The sequence below is a fragment of the Streptomyces sp. NPDC091682 genome (assembly GCF_044756625.1).
Taxonomy (GTDB): Bacteria; Actinomycetota; Actinomycetes; order Streptomycetales; family Streptomycetaceae; genus Streptomyces.
In genome coordinates, this window is sequence record NZ_JBIVTH010000011.1 from 139,406 (window position 1) to 155,204 (window position 15,799).

The 15,799-nt window shown below is 72.7% G+C and carries 13 protein-coding genes and 1 tRNA gene; 8 read left to right on the forward strand and 6 right to left on the reverse strand.

The features are described 5' to 3' along the window. Positions 1-78 precede the first annotated feature (78 nt). Positions 79-1,413 (reverse strand): sugar ABC transporter substrate-binding protein, encoded by a 1,335-nt coding sequence (locus ACIQK6_RS25200; RefSeq protein WP_329097186.1) that lies wholly within the window; start codon positions 1,411-1,413, stop codon positions 79-81. Positions 1,414-1,786: 373 nt separating this feature from the next. On the opposite strand from ACIQK6_RS25200, the gene ACIQK6_RS25205 reads away from it, so the two are divergent. Both ACIQK6_RS25205 and ACIQK6_RS25210 read left to right on the forward strand, forming a co-directional pair. Next, a tRNA-Cys gene (locus ACIQK6_RS25205) sits at positions 1,787-1,862 on the forward strand. Beyond that, a complete protein-coding gene (locus tag ACIQK6_RS25210) occupies positions 1,862-3,733 on the forward strand; it encodes a hypothetical protein (RefSeq protein ID WP_402695504.1) in 1,872 nt (623 codons plus the stop codon). Before ACIQK6_RS25205 ends, ACIQK6_RS25210 begins: the two co-directional genes overlap by 1 nt. Positions 3,734-3,779: 46 nt before the next feature. Here the strand turns inward: ACIQK6_RS25210 and ACIQK6_RS25215 are convergent, their stop codons facing one another. Then, positions 3,780-4,568: a VOC family protein gene (locus ACIQK6_RS25215; RefSeq protein ID WP_402695505.1), complete on the reverse strand. Its 789-nt coding sequence runs from the start codon at positions 4,566-4,568 to the stop codon at positions 3,780-3,782. Positions 4,569-4,788: 220 nt separating this feature from the next. On the opposite strand from ACIQK6_RS25215, the gene ACIQK6_RS25220 reads away from it, so the two are divergent. Further along, positions 4,789-5,079: a hypothetical protein gene (locus ACIQK6_RS25220; RefSeq protein ID WP_329097191.1), complete on the forward strand. Its 291-nt coding sequence runs from the start codon at positions 4,789-4,791 to the stop codon at positions 5,077-5,079. Positions 5,080-5,151: 72 nt separating this feature from the next. Here ACIQK6_RS25220 and ACIQK6_RS25225 read toward each other — a convergent pair whose 3' ends face one another. Next, entirely contained in the window at positions 5,152-6,537 is a 1,386-nt protein-coding gene (locus ACIQK6_RS25225; RefSeq protein ID WP_329097192.1) for a serine hydrolase domain-containing protein, read from the reverse strand. A 256-nt stretch (positions 6,538-6,793) separates the two neighbouring features. On the opposite strand from ACIQK6_RS25225, the gene ACIQK6_RS25230 reads away from it, so the two are divergent. Together ACIQK6_RS25230 and ACIQK6_RS25235 are read left to right on the forward strand one after the other, a co-directional pair. Then, positions 6,794-7,858: an AraC family transcriptional regulator ligand-binding domain-containing protein gene (locus tag ACIQK6_RS25230; protein WP_329097193.1), complete on the forward strand. Its 1,065-nt coding sequence runs from the start codon at positions 6,794-6,796 to the stop codon at positions 7,856-7,858. 260 nt (positions 7,859-8,118) lie between these two features. Then, positions 8,119-8,775 carry a peptidoglycan recognition family protein gene (locus ACIQK6_RS25235; protein ID WP_329097194.1) on the forward strand — a complete coding sequence of 219 codons (657 nt, stop codon included), beginning with the start codon at positions 8,119-8,121 and terminating at the stop codon, positions 8,773-8,775. A gap of 102 nt (positions 8,776-8,877) precedes the next feature. On the opposite strand, the gene ACIQK6_RS25240 is transcribed toward ACIQK6_RS25235, so the two are convergent. Next, on the reverse strand, positions 8,878-9,243 hold the full coding sequence (locus tag ACIQK6_RS25240) for a hypothetical protein (RefSeq protein ID WP_329097195.1): 366 nt from the start codon (positions 9,241-9,243) through the stop codon (positions 8,878-8,880). A 190-nt stretch (positions 9,244-9,433) separates the two neighbouring features. Between ACIQK6_RS25240 and ACIQK6_RS25245 the strand changes: the two genes are divergently transcribed. Beyond that, positions 9,434-9,904 carry a universal stress protein gene (locus ACIQK6_RS25245; protein ID WP_329097196.1) on the forward strand — a complete coding sequence of 157 codons (471 nt, stop codon included), beginning with the start codon at positions 9,434-9,436 and terminating at the stop codon, positions 9,902-9,904. A gap of 49 nt (positions 9,905-9,953) precedes the next feature. Here the strand turns inward: ACIQK6_RS25245 and ACIQK6_RS25250 are convergent, their stop codons facing one another. Together ACIQK6_RS25250 and ACIQK6_RS25255 are read right to left on the reverse strand one after the other, a co-directional pair. Continuing rightward, the gene (locus ACIQK6_RS25250; RefSeq protein WP_329097198.1) at positions 9,954-10,904 is read right to left on the reverse strand and encodes a serine/threonine dehydratase; all 951 of its coding nucleotides are present in this window, start codon (positions 10,902-10,904) and stop codon (positions 9,954-9,956) included. A gap of 14 nt (positions 10,905-10,918) precedes the next feature. Next, the gene (locus tag ACIQK6_RS25255; RefSeq protein ID WP_329097200.1) at positions 10,919-11,584 is read right to left on the reverse strand and encodes a TetR/AcrR family transcriptional regulator C-terminal domain-containing protein; all 666 of its coding nucleotides are present in this window, start codon (positions 11,582-11,584) and stop codon (positions 10,919-10,921) included. Positions 11,585-11,752: 168 nt separating this feature from the next. Here ACIQK6_RS25255 and ACIQK6_RS25260 point away from each other — a divergent pair, with 168 nt between their 5' ends. Together ACIQK6_RS25260 and ACIQK6_RS25265 are read left to right on the forward strand one after the other, a co-directional pair. Further along, a complete protein-coding gene (locus ACIQK6_RS25260) occupies positions 11,753-13,435 on the forward strand; it encodes a ricin-type beta-trefoil lectin domain protein (protein WP_329097202.1) in 1,683 nt (560 codons plus the stop codon). A 15-nt stretch (positions 13,436-13,450) separates the two neighbouring features. Next, positions 13,451-15,772: an alpha-N-acetylglucosaminidase gene (locus tag ACIQK6_RS25265; RefSeq protein ID WP_329097204.1), complete on the forward strand. Its 2,322-nt coding sequence runs from the start codon at positions 13,451-13,453 to the stop codon at positions 15,770-15,772. Positions 15,773-15,799: the final 27 nt, after the last annotated feature.

The following is a 15,799-nucleotide window of genomic DNA, read 5'->3' on the forward strand; positions in this document are numbered from 1 at the left end:
CCTTCCTGCGGTTCGCCGCCGCGCGACGCCCTTCGAGTGCCGTACCGCCGCCGCGCGGCTGGCCCGCGGCGCCGCCGGTCACTTCGCGGCCGCAGCGGCGAGGAGCTCGTTCGCCGCTTCCTGCGCCTTCTGCACGGCGGTCCGGGGGGCCTGTTCGCCCTTGATCGCCTTCTGCACCTCGCGCACGACGGCGTCGCCGACCTGATTGGTCCACTGGACGGGGGTGTTGGCGTCGAGCGCGGCGCTCTTCAGCTGCTCGGCGCCGACCGCGCGGGCGAGGGTCTCCGCGTCCTTGCCGTCGCCCTTGTCGGAGAAGAACGGGTCGGCGAGTCCCCGGGCGTTGGACGGGTAGATGGTGGCCTTCCTGGAGAACTCCACCTGGTTGGGGCCGTTGGTGACCCACTTGGCGAACTCGGCCGCCGCGTCCACGTGCTTGGTGTCCTTCCTGATGCCGAGCGACTGGGCGTAGATGCCGATGTGACCGAGCGTGCCGGTGACGGCCCCGGCGACCTGGGTCTTGGCGTAGATCTGCGGGGCGTTCTGCTTGATGTCCTTGACGAAGCCCGGGGATCCCGGGCCGAAGACGAGCTTGCCGCCGCCGTAGAGCTGGTTGATGTCGGCCGACGTGAGGAGGGACTCCTTGGGCATGGCACCCTTGGCGTAGAGGTCCTTCATCCGCTCCACCCACCGGACGGCCTGGTCCGTGTCGAAGGTGAAGCGGTCCCGCTTCTCGCTGAGGATCGGGACGCCCATCTTCTGCCAGTCCCCGGGCAGTCGGCCCTTCGGGTCGGCCATGAAGGCCGAGTACCGGCCGCCGGACGAGGCCGCGATCCGCTCGGCGTAGTCGAAGAACTGCTCCACACCGGTCGGAGGCGCGGCCGGATCCAGACCGGCCTTCTCGAAGAGCTCTCTGTTGTAAGTGAGGATCTCCGGGGTGACGTACCAGGGGTAGGCGTACACGCTGTCGCCCCTGCCGGGCAGCTTGAACTGCTCCCAGGCTCCCGGCACGTACTCCTTCGCCGACGCGCCGTCGAGGGCTGCCACGTCGGCGAGCATGCCCCGGTCACCGAGGAGCTGGAAGGAGTCGGTGGAGAGGTTGACCACGTCGGGGAGGGCTCCGGCCTGGGCGTCGGCGACGAGCTTCTCGTTGTAGCCGTCGCCGGGGACGTCCTCCCACGTGACCTTGACGTCGGGGTAGCGCTTTTCGAAGGCGTCGATGACCCCCTGGACGTAGGACGTGAAGGTGGGCTTCAGCTGGAGGGTCCGGAAGGTGATCTCACCGGCCACCCGGCCCGTCCGCTGCGCCTCCTTCGCGTCGGCGGCCCCGCCGTTCAGGCCGCACGCGGCGGTGGAGAGGAGGGTCCCCGTCGCTAACAGGGCGACAGCGATACGGGTCGGGTTCGAACGGGTCATCGTCGCCGCCTTCGTAGAAGTCCGGCCTCATCGCCGGAGGCGGTGCCCACGGTCGTCCGAAAGCAAGACCTCGTCAATGAGGCAGGAGGACGGCTGGCCGGTGACGCATTGGTGCCGAATGGCGCGGCCGGTCCCGACTGGTCCACAGGGCCTCGATCACCACCCTTTCGAACTGGACTGATGCGCTTTAGTTCGAAGGCGGCCCAGGATGGAATCGGTTCAACGACGAAGCTGCTCGCGCGTCACAACTTGACCTCTTATCGATGGTTCCTGGAAGGCTTTCACTAATGCGCTTTACCCGTATGCCGCGAAACCGCTTTAGCCGACCCGGGGTTGTGCGAGCGTCGGGCCCGCGCCTAGATTTCACCTCGAACGGCGTGTAGCTCAGTAGCCAGAGCACCGACCTGCAAAGTCGGAGGGCGCAGGGGCAGGACCTGCCACGCCGGCCATGGACAGGAACACGGGAAATCGGCCGCCGACCCCAGGACTCCCCGCCCCGGGGCTCTCCACCGCCGGGCTCTTCGACCACTACCTCACCGACGGGGGCCTCGCCCGCCTGTGGTCGCTGCTCGACAGCGGGCGCTACGACCTGCGCGCGCCGGAAGAGGCCGCGCTGCTCTGCGTCGCGTGGCTGGTGCGTGCCGGGGAGACCGGTGCGGCGGCCGCCCTCGTCGAGGAGGTACGACCCTTCGCCGGCGAGGTGCGGTTCGCGCCGCACCCCGCGGACCGGCCCCAACCCGGCGCGGACGCCGTGCACGTGCGTACCGTCGGTGAGGTCTCCGGCGCCCTCGCGCGCCGCGCGCCCCGTCCCGGCATCGAGGCGCAGCACGAGGCGCTGACCGTCTGGCGACCGTTCGAGGACGCGCTGCTCGACCACTGGCTGCGCGCCGGCGCGGACGCCGAGGAGGGCGCCGGGCAGAGCAGCGGGCGGGGCACCGGGAGCGACGCCGGGGAGGGCGCGGCCCTGCTGGCGCGGTACCGGCGGCTCGCGGCCGCGCACACCCGGTGCACCGAGCACCTCGACCCCAAGTCCAATCCGGCCGTCCTGCGCCGCGCGCTGCAGGAGCGGGTCGCCGGGCGCGAGTTGTCGCCCCGCCTCGCCGGACTGCTGCGCCGTGCCGTCGCCTCGATGGTCGCCAAGCGCGGCCGGCCCGGTTCCGCCGAACACGCACGGTTGCGCCGGACCCAGGCTCTGCAGGCGGAGCAGCCCGCGCACCACGACCTGGCCGCCCTCGTCCTGCGCCGCCTCGCCCCGCTCGACGCGAGCCGGGGGCTGGAGGACGTCGGACCGCTGATCGGCCCGGTGACCGCCGAGGAGGCCGCGGAGTGCGGGCTGCCCGCCGGGACGGTCGTCCCGGCGTCGGTGCGGGCCGCGGTCACCGCGGCGCGCAGCGCACCCCTGGACACGCTGCTGGAGCACGGGCTGGTCCCCTCCGCGGAGGTTCTGGGCGAGGTGGCGGAACAGCTGATCGCCACGCACACCGCCCGCGGGTACGCCGACGCGTCGCTGCGCACGCTGATCGCGGCGACCTACCGGGCCCGCCGCGACCGCCGGTACCCGTTGTGGTGGAACCCGGAGCACCACGCCCGGATCAGCGACCTGCCCTGGGTCCGCGCGGTCGCCCCCTGGGCCGCCGACCCGGTGGAGGAGGCCCGTTCGACCCTGCGGATGCTCGGCGAGGCCTGCGTGCGGGCCTTCCCGGGCGCCGGGCTGCCCAACCTGCACGTAAAGGCGTTGTCCGGGCTCGCGCGCCTCGCCGAGCTGCCCGTGCCGTTCGCCGCGGAGCCGCTGGCCGACGCGCGCAGCGCGATGGCCGCTCCCGCCGTCCTCACCGCCGCGCAGACCGCCGCCGGGCTGCTGCGCGGCACGGTCTACGAGCGCTACCACGGCATCGACTACGCAGTGGTGCAGGAGTTGGTGGACACCGGGGACCGGTACGGTTTCGCCCGGTTGTGCGCCGAACGGGCCGGGCGCCCGGGGCATCCGCTGGCCGGCGACGCGGCGGTCATGGAGCAGGCCCGGATCCTCACCACTTCCAACCTCGCCACCCTGGTCGTACACGCGGGCCTCACCCCGCGGGGCGGCTGGGAGGGCCCGGCCCGGGGCGCGTTCGCCGCGGCGACCGGCCCGGCCGCCACCGCGAAGAGCGCCGCGCGCGCCTGGCGGCAGCTGCTGTTCCACCTCGCGCTGTGCGACGCGGACGAGCAGGCCCGCGTACTCGGCTGGATCGACGAGCGGGCCGCCCGGCTGCCGGCGCGCGCCGCCGCGCGGATCGCACTGCCCCTCGCCGACCTCCGCCTCGCCGCCGCCGTCCCGTAGGGGCTACCTCGTCGGGGGGTGTCTCGTCGGTCAAGACACCCCCCGATCACTTGGGCTTGTTGCGGTAGATGCGACGGCCGGCCAGGTGCGTGGCGACCGTCTCGCCCCGCCACAGCTTCCGGTCGCCGTCCATCTCGTCCGGAGCGGGCCACCGGCCGCGGCTGATGTCCGAACGGATGCTGTCGGGCTGCAGGCCGGACGCCTCGGCGATCTCGACGACGGTGTAGTGGCGCGACGGTTCGAGCGCCGTGGCTTCCCGGGTGTGGTGCTCGCCGAAGAACCGGGCGATGGCCTGCGGGTCGAACTCGATGGTCCTGCCGCGCTTGCCGATGGCGGGCGGCCACCCGGGGTGCCGTCCCCACCGAGGGTTCTCCGACAGGTAGCGGGCGCTCATGCCGTAGTGCTCGGCTATCTCGGTGTACGTGACGCCCGTGCGGCCCTCGGGAGGGACGGGGCCGCCGTTCGACGCGCGGGAGGGGGCCCGGGCCGGTCGGGCCCGCTCACCGGTGCGCGGCGCCGACGGGACCCGGCCCGAGCCGGTCTCTCCGACGGTGAGGACGACCGTACGGCCGTCCGGGTCGGTCAGGGTGTGCCGGCCCGGCGGCAGGAACCCGGCGCCGTTCGGCGGGGCGGCGAGGCCGAGGCGCAGGTACCCGGTCTCCGGGCGTCCCGTGGCCGGGTAGAGCTCCAGGACGCCACCGTCGGCGAGCGTCGCCGCGTAGTGCTCCGGCCCGCTGCCGTGCCGCTCGCGCACGAGGCCGAGCCCGATGCCCCGGTAGAAGTCGCGGCAGGCGTCGAGCCGGGTCGTGTAGATCACGGCGAGTTCGAGGATCATGCTGGCGCTCCTGGTGTGTGATGGCTGCGGGCGGACGGTCACCCGCCGCCCCGCTCCTCGCAACGGAAGCCCCGCCTGGGGTACTTGACCGCCACGCCGGTACGCGACGCCCCGAACCACCGGCCCCGGGCGCCCACTTGACGCATCTCCCACCCGGTGCGACACGCGCTGACAGGGAAGGTCATCTTAAATTCCTACCACGTCTGCGTACGCTGTCCCCATGACCGACACCACCCCATCCGACCAGCAAGTACCCGATGACCTGCGCATCTTGACCGTCGAGTATCTGAGCGCGGTCCGGGCGCGCCTCGCAGACGTCGAGACCCCCGTCGCGCGGGAACGGGCCGCACGGCTGTTCACCGATCAACTGCTGCCCGCCGTGGCGAAGACGGTCAAGGGCATACGCACCGCCGCCGTGGGCGAGTTGCGTCAGGGGCGCACTCTCAGGGAAGTGTCGGAGCTGATCGGGCTGTCCGTCCCCCGGGTCGACCAACTCCTCAAGGGGAAGTGAGGAGTTGCCGCATCTTCGGACTGGGCTGCCCGACCTCGGTCTGACGTCGGCGCTCCGCGGGGCGGCGCGCCATCAGCCGGCGACCACCTTGGGCGCGCAGCGCATGCCGATGTAGCAGCAGGGGGTGCCGTCCACGAGGGTGGCGAAGACGACGGGCGTCCAGTCCCCGCTGAAGGAGGGGCCGGCGCCGGAGGCGGCGAAGACCGTGGCGCTGAGCGGGGTCAGGTCCATCTCCAGCGGTGGCGAGAAGTCCCGCATCCCGTCGACGAACTCGTACGACAAGTGGGCGGTCCCCCCGGGCCGCACGCTGACGGAGATGACCACCCCTTCCCGACGGTAGGTGCCGACCAGCGGGACCAGGTCGACGACGGGGGGACGCGCGGGCGGCGCGAAGGCGGGCGGCATGTGGACCCCGGCGAGCTCGCGGAGCAGTTCGCGCATCAGGTCGGCGTAGAGGAAGCGGGAGGCGCCCCCGTTGGTGAGCAGGACGGCGATGAGATCGGCACCGGGAACCACGCGCACATAGCCGTACTGGCCGATCGAGGCGCCGTCGTGGCCGTATCCCGGGATCCCGTTCCAGTCGTACAGCGACCATCCCAGCCCCCATCCGTCCGCGCTCACCGTCCACCTGTCGGGTACGTCGACCGCCCACCGCTGCATCTCCGCGACGGCCCGGGCGCCGAGGACCTGCGTGCCGTCAGGGGCGGAGCCGCCGTCGAGGTGCAGCTTGGCCAGCCGGAGCACGTCCGCGGCGGTGGCCAGGACGCGTCCGTACGGCCCTGCCGAACGGGGCATCATGTCCCAGGCCGGCGCGGGCTCCGGGTCCGGCCCCTCGCCCGGAAGGTGCCCCATCGCGGTGCGGAAGGCCAGCGCCTCCTCGGGCAGGGTCATGGTGTGGGTCAGGCTCAAGGGGGCGAGGAGCCGCTCCTTGAGGGCCTGGTCCCAGCTGCGTCCGGTGAGCACCTCGACGATGCGGCCGAGGACGTTGTACCCGATGCTGCTGTAGGAGACCGCGGTGCCGGGCGGACAGTCCAGCACCACGTTCCGGGCCGCCGCCACGTACTTGGCCACGCAGTCGTCCCCGCGGCCGCTGTCGTAGGTAAAGTCGCAGGTCAAACCACTTGTGTGACTGAGGAGTTGGCGGGCGGTGATGGTCTTGGTGGCTTCGGGGTCGGCCACGGAGAACTCCGGGAGCACCTCGATCACGGGCGCGTCGAGGTCCAGTTCGCCCGCGGCGGCGAGCTGCATGACCAGGGTCGCCGTGTAGAGCTTCGCTATCGATCCGAGCTGGAACACCGAGTCGGTGGTCGCCTCCACCCCGGTGCCACGGTGCAGGACGCCGCTCGCCAGCTCGTGGAGCTTTCCCTCGGCGAAGACCGCGAGGGTGGCACCGGGCACGTGATGGGCGGCGCGCAGCGCGTCGAGGCGGCTCTGCCAGTGGGCCGGGGAGAACGTCACATCGGTTCCTTCGACTCGGTGGTCCCGTACGGATCGCCGCACGCTTCTTGATCCACATACCGGGATCCACGCCACCGTAGGTCGGTCCCCGATGCGCCGATAAGGACCCTCGGGCGCCAACGAGGGGACCCCCGGCGCCACCGGGGAACACCGCGCGCCCGCAGGAGAAACGTTCGCGCCACCAGGGGATCCTGCGCGCCAAAGGGGCAACTGGACGGGCCTGTTCGAGCGATCGGCTGGTAGCGTCGTCCGTCCTATGCGCTCTCCCGGCACCGACGGCACCGTCTCCGTCCACCTCGCGCGGTTCGTCGTAGACGCCTTGCACCGCTCGGGCGTGCGCCCGGGCAGGGTCGCCCGATTACCCGACCTCGGACCCGAGGTGCTGGACAACGATCTGGCCCGGGTCTCGACCGCGTCGGCGCTGGCCGTGTGGGAGCAGCTGACGCTCGCGGAGCCGGGTACGGCCATCGGCGCGCTGATCACCGCCGAGGCCCCGATCGGTACGTTCGGCCTGTGGGACTACCTGGTGACCACCGGGCCCACCCTTCGGGAAACCCTGAAGCAGGCGGTGGAGTACAACGCCGTCATCGGTGACGCGGCCCAGGAGAAGCTGCTCGTCGAGGAGGACGGTCGGTCCTTCACCATCCGTCATGCGACCGGTAGTTGGGGCCCCGATGTGGTGGAGGCGATCGACTTCTTCGCCCTGGGCGTGTTCCTGACCCGGGCCCGGGCCGCCACCGGTCGGCCCGTCGTCCCGCTGCGCGTCTCCGTGACGCACGGCGCGTCCGGCCGCTTCCGGCGGCTGACGGAGTTCTTCGGGACCACCCGCATCGACTTCGGCGCCGCGTACAACTCGATCACCTTCCACGACAACGACGTGCGCGCGCCGCTGCCCAAGGCGCAGCCGGGGCTGGACCGCATCCTGGCCCAGCATGCGGCACTGACGATCGCGTCCGCACAGCCGGCCCTGCTCTGGCAGGACCGCTTCCGGATGGTCCTCGACTCCGCCTTCCGGGAGGACTCGGTGAGTCTGGAGCAGGTGGCGCAGCGGCTGGCGATGAGCCCGCGCACCCTCCAGCGGCGCCTGGGCGAGCACGGCACGACCTGGCGCGAGGAGGTCGAGGCCGTGCGCCAGGAGCACACCATGGAACTCCTGCGCGCCACCGATCTACCGCTCCGCTCGGTCGCGGCCCGGGTCGGTTACAGCGACATGCGCGCGCTGCGCCGGGCGGTGCGCCGCTGGGAGGGGCGGGCTCCTCGCGACATCCGCAACGAAGCGGGCGTCGCGGCGGCGCCGATGGGCGCCGACGCGGGCAAGTGACCTGCGCCCGGCACCCCGAGAACTCCTCACGGAATGCGGTTCGGCCGAGGACCCTGCTGTCGGCGGTAGGTGGGGGCGGGCCCGCGCCCGTTCGGCCGTCACGAAACGGTCATCATCCGGTCCCATTCCGACACTAATGGTCGGGAAGCATTCCGCTGGAGAACGTCAGTCCAGCAAGGGACCCCTCCTGTGCTCCTTTCCCGACGAGCCGTACCCAGGGCACCGCTCGCGTGACCCACCGCAAACCCAAGCCACGACTCATGTCGCGCCGCACCGCAATGGTCTGCACCAGCAGCGGACTTATCGCCACCGCTTTCGGCGTCGTCGACCGCGGCGGGGACCCCGGGCCCGTCCGCATCGAGGCGCAGGACGCGGGCGGGGCAGCGCCGCCCGCCGAACCGGCTCCCGAACCCGGGAGGCAGGCATGGATGCCGGACGCCACCCGCAAGCCCCTGTCCGTGAACTTCACTCCGGGCGGGCTCAGGGAGATGCGGGGGCTGGTCCTGCACGTGCAGGAGGGCGAGAACTCGCTCCACGACCACTTCAGTGACCCTGCGGCCCGGGCCTCCGCGCACTTCTGGGTCTCGCAGTCCGGCGAGATCGAACAGTACGTCTCCGCGCACGACCGGGCCTGGGCGCAGGGCACCGGCAACCCGTCGTGGCTCTCGGTGGAGACCTCGGGGTTCGCGAGCCGGCCGCTCACCGCGCAGCAGGTCGACTCCGTCGCCCGCATCTACGCCTGGGGCATGGCCCAGCACGGCTGGCCCCTCGAACCCGCCTCCACACCACAGGGCCGGGGGTTGGGCATCCACCGCATGGGCGGCCGGGACTGGGGCGGCCACTCCTGCCCGGGCCCGCTGCGCTCCGCCCAGGCGGGAGAGATACTCAGCGCGGTCCGCCACAAGTCCCCCCGTTAGGCCCGGCCCTGATCAGTCGGCGGCTCGGCGGCGACCCCGGCGGCGGGGGTACGGGAAGAAGCGCGGCGGACGTTCGGCGGCCCGCGCGGGCGGCCGGTCCGGTCACTTCATGGCGTACTGGGTCTTCTCCGCGAGCTTGCCGTCCTTGAAGCAGAAGCGAAGCACGGTCTCTTCGCCGTTCTTGGACGCGCCGCTGGACATGTACCAGGAGCAGGTGCTGCCCTCGGGCTCGGCCGGTCCGCCCTCCTTGAGGGCGCTCTTGACGAAGCTCTCGCCGGACGGGAGCTTGCCGCGCACCTCGCTCTCCGCGTCCCCGGTCTTCACCGCTTCGTAGACCGCGGGGTCGAGCAGGGTCTTGTCGGCCATGTCGAGGACCTTCCCCAGGCCGAAGACCACCGCCACGAGGAGGCCCACGCCGAGGACCAGCGCCACCGCGCACCCGATCAGACAACCCTTGCGCTGAGCCACGCCCGTTCCTCCATGTCGTTCGTGTCCGGCGGCGTTCGCCTGGACGTTCACACCTTCCCAAGGGGCGGGGGCCGCGGGCTGTCCTCGAAAGTCGTCGGCCGTCGCAACGATCGTCGTTCGAGGTCAGACCGATCGACCCGTGTATACAGGGAGGAGATCGACCATCCGGGCGAAGCGAGAGGAAACCACCGTGAGTGAGCACACCATCGAGCCGCTGATCGTCGTCGGCGTGGACGGGTCGGACCATTCCAAGGAGGCGCTGCGCTGGGCGGTCGCGCAGGCCGCGGCGACGGGCGCCCGGGTGCACGCCGTCATGGCCTGGGAGTGGAACCGCAATCCGTTCGCCATCGGCCCGATGGCCGCCGAGACGGCCGATGCGGAGGCGGTGACGGCCGAGGAGGCCGCCCGCCGGAAGCTGGCGGACACGGTCGCCGCGACCGTCGGCACCTCGCCCGGTGTCCCGGTGTTCCGGCGCGTCGAGCAGGGCTCCCCGGCGCAGGTCCTGGTCGACGCCTCGAAGGAGGCGGACCTGACGGTGGTCGGCACCCGCGGGTACGGGGGTTTCAAGGGCGCACTCCTGGGGTCGGTGAGCCAGCAGGTCGTCCAGTACTCCGCCAGCACGGTCGTGATCGTCCGCGAGGGCGCGGACGAGAACGACTGACGGCCCGCCGGCCGCCGCACTCGGACCTACTCGTCGTTGCCCGAGTGGCTCAGGCCCCGGGGATCACCAGGTCCCGGGGGTCCGTGTTGGCGCCGCAGAGGATGACGGCGACCCGCTCGCCCAGGGGCTGCGGCGCGCCGCGCAGCGCCGCCGCGGCGGTGGCCGCGCCCGTCTCGACCACGATCCGGTGCTCCTCCCAGAGCGCGCGCCGGGCGGCCGTGATCTCCGTGTCGGACACGAGGACCGACGTCACGTTCCCCTGCTGCGCGGCGGCCAGCGCGTCCGCCGAGACCCGGGTGGCCCCCAGCGAATCGGCGGCGACGGATTCCACGGCCACGTCCACGACCCGGCCCGCCGCCAGGGCCGCGTTCAGCGCCCGGCAGTTCTCCGGCTCGACCGCGACGACCCGTACGCCGTGTTCGCGCGCGGCCGTGGCCACCCCGGCGAACAGTCCGCCGCCACCGACCGCGACCACCACCGCGTCCAGCCCGGGCAGGGCGGCCCGGATCTCCTCCAGCAGCGTGCCGGCGCCCGCCGCGATGAGCGGGTGGTCGTAGGCGTGGCTGCTCAGCGCCCCGCTCTCGGTGGCGAACTCCTCGCAGGCGGCCAGCGCGTCGGCGTAGCGGTCGCCGACGAGCCGCACCTCGGCCCCGTACCCGCGCAGCCGTTCCACCTTCACCCGCGGGGCGTTGGCGGGCAGGAACACGGTCGCGGGCACGGACAGCGCGCGGGCGGCCCAGGCGCAGGCGAGCCCGGCGTTGCCGCCGGAGGCGATGGTGACTCCGGCGGCCGGGAGGGCGCCGGCCTCGTGGTGGGCGGCGAGGAAGTTGCGCGCACCGCGCGCCTTGAAGGAGCCGGTGTGCTGGAGGTACTCCAGCGCGTACCAGACCCCCGCTCCGGCCGCGGGCGCCACCGTAACGGGGCGTATGCCGCCCGCGATGCGGTCGGCGGCGGCGCGGACGGCGGCGTGGTCGAGCTGCTGGGCCGTTGCTGCGTGCACGGGTGGTCTCCCCATCAGGTGCGGGTGGCGGGCCGGGCGGGCCGAATCGGCCGGGCGGCTTCGATCAACTGGCGCAGGGCCCCGTAGTAGACCTCGTGGTCCGTCAGGGCGGGCAGTACGTCGGGCAGTCCACCGGCGAGCACGGGGAACTCCTCGGGATCCAGTGCGGCCAGGGCCGCCCGCGAGGCGGCGGTGGCCGCGGCCGGATCCCGGTGGTCGACGAAGGCCGCGCTGCCCAGGGTGAGCAGGTACATGCGGCGGTAGACGGTCATCGCCTCGGCGGCGGTCATCCCGGCGGCCACGCTGTCGGCGAGGGCGGGCTCGACGAGCCGGGCCAGCAGCTGCCGCCCCAGCCAGGGCCGGCTGCCGCGCAGCGCCAGCAGTCCGGGGTGGGCGACGAGCAGCAGGTACAGGGCGCGGAACCGCTCTTCGGTGGCCCGCGCCCAGTCCGTGCCGGCGGGGATCTCGGGGAGCTGCCCGGCGAGGTGCTCGGTGCACAGGTCGAGCAGGCCGGCGAGGTCGGTGCAGCGGCGCTGCACGGTGGCGTGGGAGACCTCCAGCCGGTCGGCGAGGCTGCGGAAGCTCAGGTGGTCGGGCCCTTGCTCGTCGAGGATCCGCAGGGCGGCGACGGCGATGACCTCCGGGGTCGCGCGGTCCAGGGCGGCTGATCTTCGCGGCATGAGATACATCGTAACATACGACGTAACACACAACGCAGCTGCACTTTCGTGTGACAGCGATTGCAGCCATATTGCTGGTCATCGGTCGACAATCAGCGACTTCTGTTGACACTGGGTAATCGTCTCGCTGCACTGGGCCCACGACTGCCCCCACGTCAAGGAGACTCCGTGCCGCCTCGCCTGCGTGCAACGCTCCCCTGCCTGACCGCGGCCGCCCTGTTCGCCCTCGCGCTCTCCCCCGCCCCGGCGGCGGCCGAGCCCCGGGCGACCTCGGACACCCCGCTCGCGCTCACCCCTCCCATGGGCTGGAACAACTGGGCGCACTACATGTGCGACATCGACGAAGCCAAGGTGGTGGCCAACGCCGACGCGCTCGTGTCCACCGGGCTCGCCGCCAAGGGCTACGACACGGTGACCGTCGACGACTGCTGGATGACCAAGAGCCGCGACGCGCAGGGCAGTCTGGTCGTCGACACGAAGAAGTTCCCGCACGGCATGGCCTGGCTCGGCGAACATCTGCACGCCAAGGGCCTGAAGTTCGGCATCTACCAGGACGCGGGCTCCCTCACCTGCGAGAAGTACCCGGGCAGCGGTGCCCCCCAGGGCGGCGGCGCGGACCACTACGCGCAGGACGCCCGCCAGTTCGCCTCCTGGAAGGTGGACTACGTCAAGATGGACGGCTGCAACCTCTGGGTCCCGGAGGGCGCGACCAAGGAGGAGGCCTACCGCGACGCCTACAGCGCCGTCGCGAAGGCCCTGCGGGACAGCGGTCGGGACATGGTCCTGTCGGCCTCGGCGCCCGCCTACTTCCAGCAGGGCGAGTGGGGCGGCTCCGACTGGCACAAGGTCCTCGGCTGGGTCGGCGAGACCGGCCAGCTGTGGCGCGAGGGCAAGGACATCAAGGTCTACAACCCGGCCGCACCCGCCACCTCGCGGTGGAGCGCGGTGCTGGGCAACTACGGCTACAACCGCTGGCTCGGCCGGTACGCGGGCCCCGGCAACTGGAACGACCCCGACTTCCTGATCGCCGGCGCCCCCGGGCTCACGGCCGCCGAGAGCCGCAGCCAGGTCGCCCTGTGGGCCATGATGGCCTCCCCCTTCATCCTCTCCTCCGACGTCTCGAAGCTGACCCCGGCGGGCCTGGCGGCCCTCGGCAACACCCGGATGATCCAGCTGGACCAGGACCCGATGGGCCGTCAGGGCTCCGTGGTCTCCTCCAACGCCACCTTCGAGATCCTGGTGCGACCGCTCGCCAACGGCGACCGCGCGGTCGCCGTGCTCAACCGCTCCGCCGCCACCCGGGACATCAACGTGCCGCTCGACGAGATCGGCCTGACCGCCTGCACCGTCGGCGCCGACGCCCAGGACCTGTGGACCGGTACGCGCCGCACGGTCTCCGCAGCGCTGACCGGGAAGGTGGCGGGACACGACACCGGCGTCTGGCGGCTCACCCCGCGCGGCTGCGCCGAGGCCGTGCCGACCGGGCAGGTCGTCGGTGACGGCGCCCGGTGTGCCGACGGCGCCAACACCACCGGCGTCGGCGCCGTGGTGATGGCCGCCTGCACCGGAGCCCCCGACCAGCGCTGGACCGTGGGCAAGGACGCGACCCTGCGGCTGGCCGGCGAGTGCCTGTCGGCGGGTGAGGACCGCATCGTGGAACTGGCCGACTGTGCGAACCGTCCGCAGGAGCAGCCCGGACAGAGCTGGTCGCAGCGCCGCGACGGAGCCCTCGTGGAGGAGGTCAGCGGGATGTGCCTGACGGCTCCCGCGGCCGCCGCCCCGGCCGAGCGGCTGCGGCTGACCGACTGCGGCGACCACCGGGTCGACCAGGCCTGGGCCCTGCCGGTCTGACGGCCGGGCGAACGGATGAGGAACCCGACGCATCACGGCGGGCGCAGGTCCAGGACCCCGCGCCCGCTCGCCCTCGCCGCGCTTCCCGCGGCGCTGCTGGCACTGATCTGCGCGGGACCCGCGCCCGGGGCCACCGCCCCGGGCACGGGGTCGCCCGCACGGGCTGCCGTACCGACGGACGCGCACCCGGACGCGCACCCGGGTGCCGCCCGGAGTCCCGGCCGGGCCCGCACCTTCGACGTCGCGCCCGCGCGGGCCGCCCTCCAGCGGCTGCTCCCGCGCCACTGGGGGCAGTTCACCCTGGTACCCGACACGACCACTGCCTCCGACACCTTCACCGTGTCCGGAACCGCCGGCGCGGTCACCGTGCGCGGCAGCACCGGGGCCACCCTGCTCACCGGTGTCGGCTGGTACCTCCAACACGTCGCCGGGGTCGACATCGGCTGGCCGGGTGACAGCATCGGCATGCTGCCCGGCCGGCTGCCGGCGGTCCCCGCACCGGTCACCCACAGCGCGCAGGTCCCGCACCGGTACGCGCTGAACGACACCGACGACGGGTACTCCGGCCCGTACCGCTCCTTCGAGGAGCACCAGCGGCAGATCGACCTGCTCGCCCTGCACGGCATCAACGAGGTGTTCGTGCAGGTCGGCGCCGAGTACCCGTACTACCGGGCGCTCCAGGGGTTCGGCTACTCCGCCGAGGAACTGCGGCAGTGGATCCCCGGCCCCGGCCACCAGAGCTGGTGGCTGCTGCAGAACCTGAGCGGATTCGGCGGTCCGGTCACCGAGCGGCTGATGCGCGAGCGCGCCGAGGTGGGCGGGCGGATCGCCGAGCAGCTGCGCGGGCTCGGCATGACCCCGGTCCTGCCCGGGTACTTCGGCACCGTGCCGCCCGGCTTCGCCGCCCGCAACACCGGCGCGGCCACGGTCCCGCAGGGCGACTGGGCGGGCTTCGACCGCCCGGACTGGCTCGACCCCGCCTCGCCCGTCTTCGGGAGGCTGGCCGCCGCGTACTACGCCGAGCAGCGCGAGGTGTTCGGGGACAGCACGATGTACCGGATGAGCCCGCTGCACGAGGGCGGGCAGACCGGTTCCGTCGACGTCGGCGCGGCCGCGGGCGCCATCCAGGACGCCCTGCACGCCGCCCACCCGGGTGCGCTGTGGGCGGTGCTGGGCTGGCAGGACGACCCCACCGCGGAGCTGCTGGCCGGGGTGGACACCTCGAAACTGCTGATCCTGGACGGGCTGTCCGACCGGTACAACCGGCTCGACCGCGAGGCGCGTTGGGGCGGGGCCCCGTACGCGATGGGCACCATCTACAACTTCGGCGGGCACACCACGGTCGGTGCGAACAGCTCCGTGTGGATCGAGCGGTTCGGCCCCTGGCGGTCCAAGGCGAACAGCGCGCTCGCCGGAATCGCCTACCTGCCGGAGGCCACCGGAACCAATCCGGCGGCCTTCGACCTCTTCACCGATCTGGCCTGGGAGCGCGGGCCGATCGACCAGCGCCGGTGGTTCGCCGACTTCGCGGCCCGCCGGTACGGCCGCCCGGACGCCGCGGCGGCCGCGGCCTGGGAGGAGCTCCGCAAGGGCCCGTACAGCACCTCATCGGGTCTGTGGTCGGAGTCGCAGGACAGCCTGTTCACCGCCCGGCCGAGCCTGACGGCGACCGGGGCGGCGTACTGGAGCCCGAAGTCCATGCGCTATCAAGCCGGTTCGGTGCGCGGGGCCCTGGAACACCTGCTGAAGGTGGATCCTGCGCTGCGCGGCTCCAGCGCCTACCGCTTCGACCTGGTGGACACCGCCCGACAGGCACTCGCCAACCACTCGCGGGTGCTGCTGCCCAAGATCAAGGCGGCCTACGACGCCAAGGACCTGACCCGTTTCCGGGCCCTGACGGCCGAATGGCAGGACGGGATGCGGATGTTGGAAGCGGTCACCGGATCCGATCCGGCCTTCCTCCTCGGCACCTGGCTCTCCGCGGCCCGCTCCTGGGGTGCGGACGGGGCCGAGCGGGACCGGTACGAGTACGACGCCCGCTCGCTGCTCAGCGTGTGGGGCCGCCGCAGCACCAGCGAGGGCGGTTTCCTGCACGACTACGCGAACCGCGAATGGAACGGCTTGATCTCGGAGTTGTACGCACCCCGGTGGGCCCGCTACTTCGCGTCGCTGGACGAGGCGCTGGTGAAGGGGGCCGCGCCGCGGGCGATCGACTGGCACGCCTTCGAGGAGGAGTGGGCGGGGCGCACCACCCGCCATCCGAACCGACCGAACGGTGATCCGTACCGGCTGGCCGCTCGGATCGCCGCGGCCCTGCCGGCGGCTGCCGCCCACTGACCCGCGCCGGGGCCCGTCCGGACTCCG

Bases quoted from the DNA above. Each gene is read 5' to 3' on its own strand.
- ACIQK6_RS25210 (WP_402695504.1), top strand. From the start codon at position 1,862: ATGGACAGGAACACGGGAAATCGGCCGCCGACCCCAGGACTCCCCGCC.
- ACIQK6_RS25215 (WP_402695505.1), bottom strand. From the start codon at position 4,568: ATGATCCTCGAACTCGCCGTGATCTACACGACCCGGCTCGACGCCTGC.
- ACIQK6_RS25235 (WP_329097194.1), top strand. From the start codon at position 8,119: ATGTCGCGCCGCACCGCAATGGTCTGCACCAGCAGCGGACTTATCGCC.
- ACIQK6_RS25220 (WP_329097191.1), top strand. From the start codon at position 4,789: ATGACCGACACCACCCCATCCGACCAGCAAGTACCCGATGACCTGCGC.
- ACIQK6_RS25265 (WP_329097204.1), top strand. From the start codon at position 13,451: ATGAGGAACCCGACGCATCACGGCGGGCGCAGGTCCAGGACCCCGCGC.
- ACIQK6_RS25230 (WP_329097193.1), top strand. From the start codon at position 6,794: ATGCGCTCTCCCGGCACCGACGGCACCGTCTCCGTCCACCTCGCGCGG.
- ACIQK6_RS25255 (WP_329097200.1), bottom strand. From the start codon at position 11,584: ATGCCGCGAAGATCAGCCGCCCTGGACCGCGCGACCCCGGAGGTCATC.
- ACIQK6_RS25200 (WP_329097186.1), bottom strand. From the start codon at position 1,413: ATGACCCGTTCGAACCCGACCCGTATCGCTGTCGCCCTGTTAGCGACG.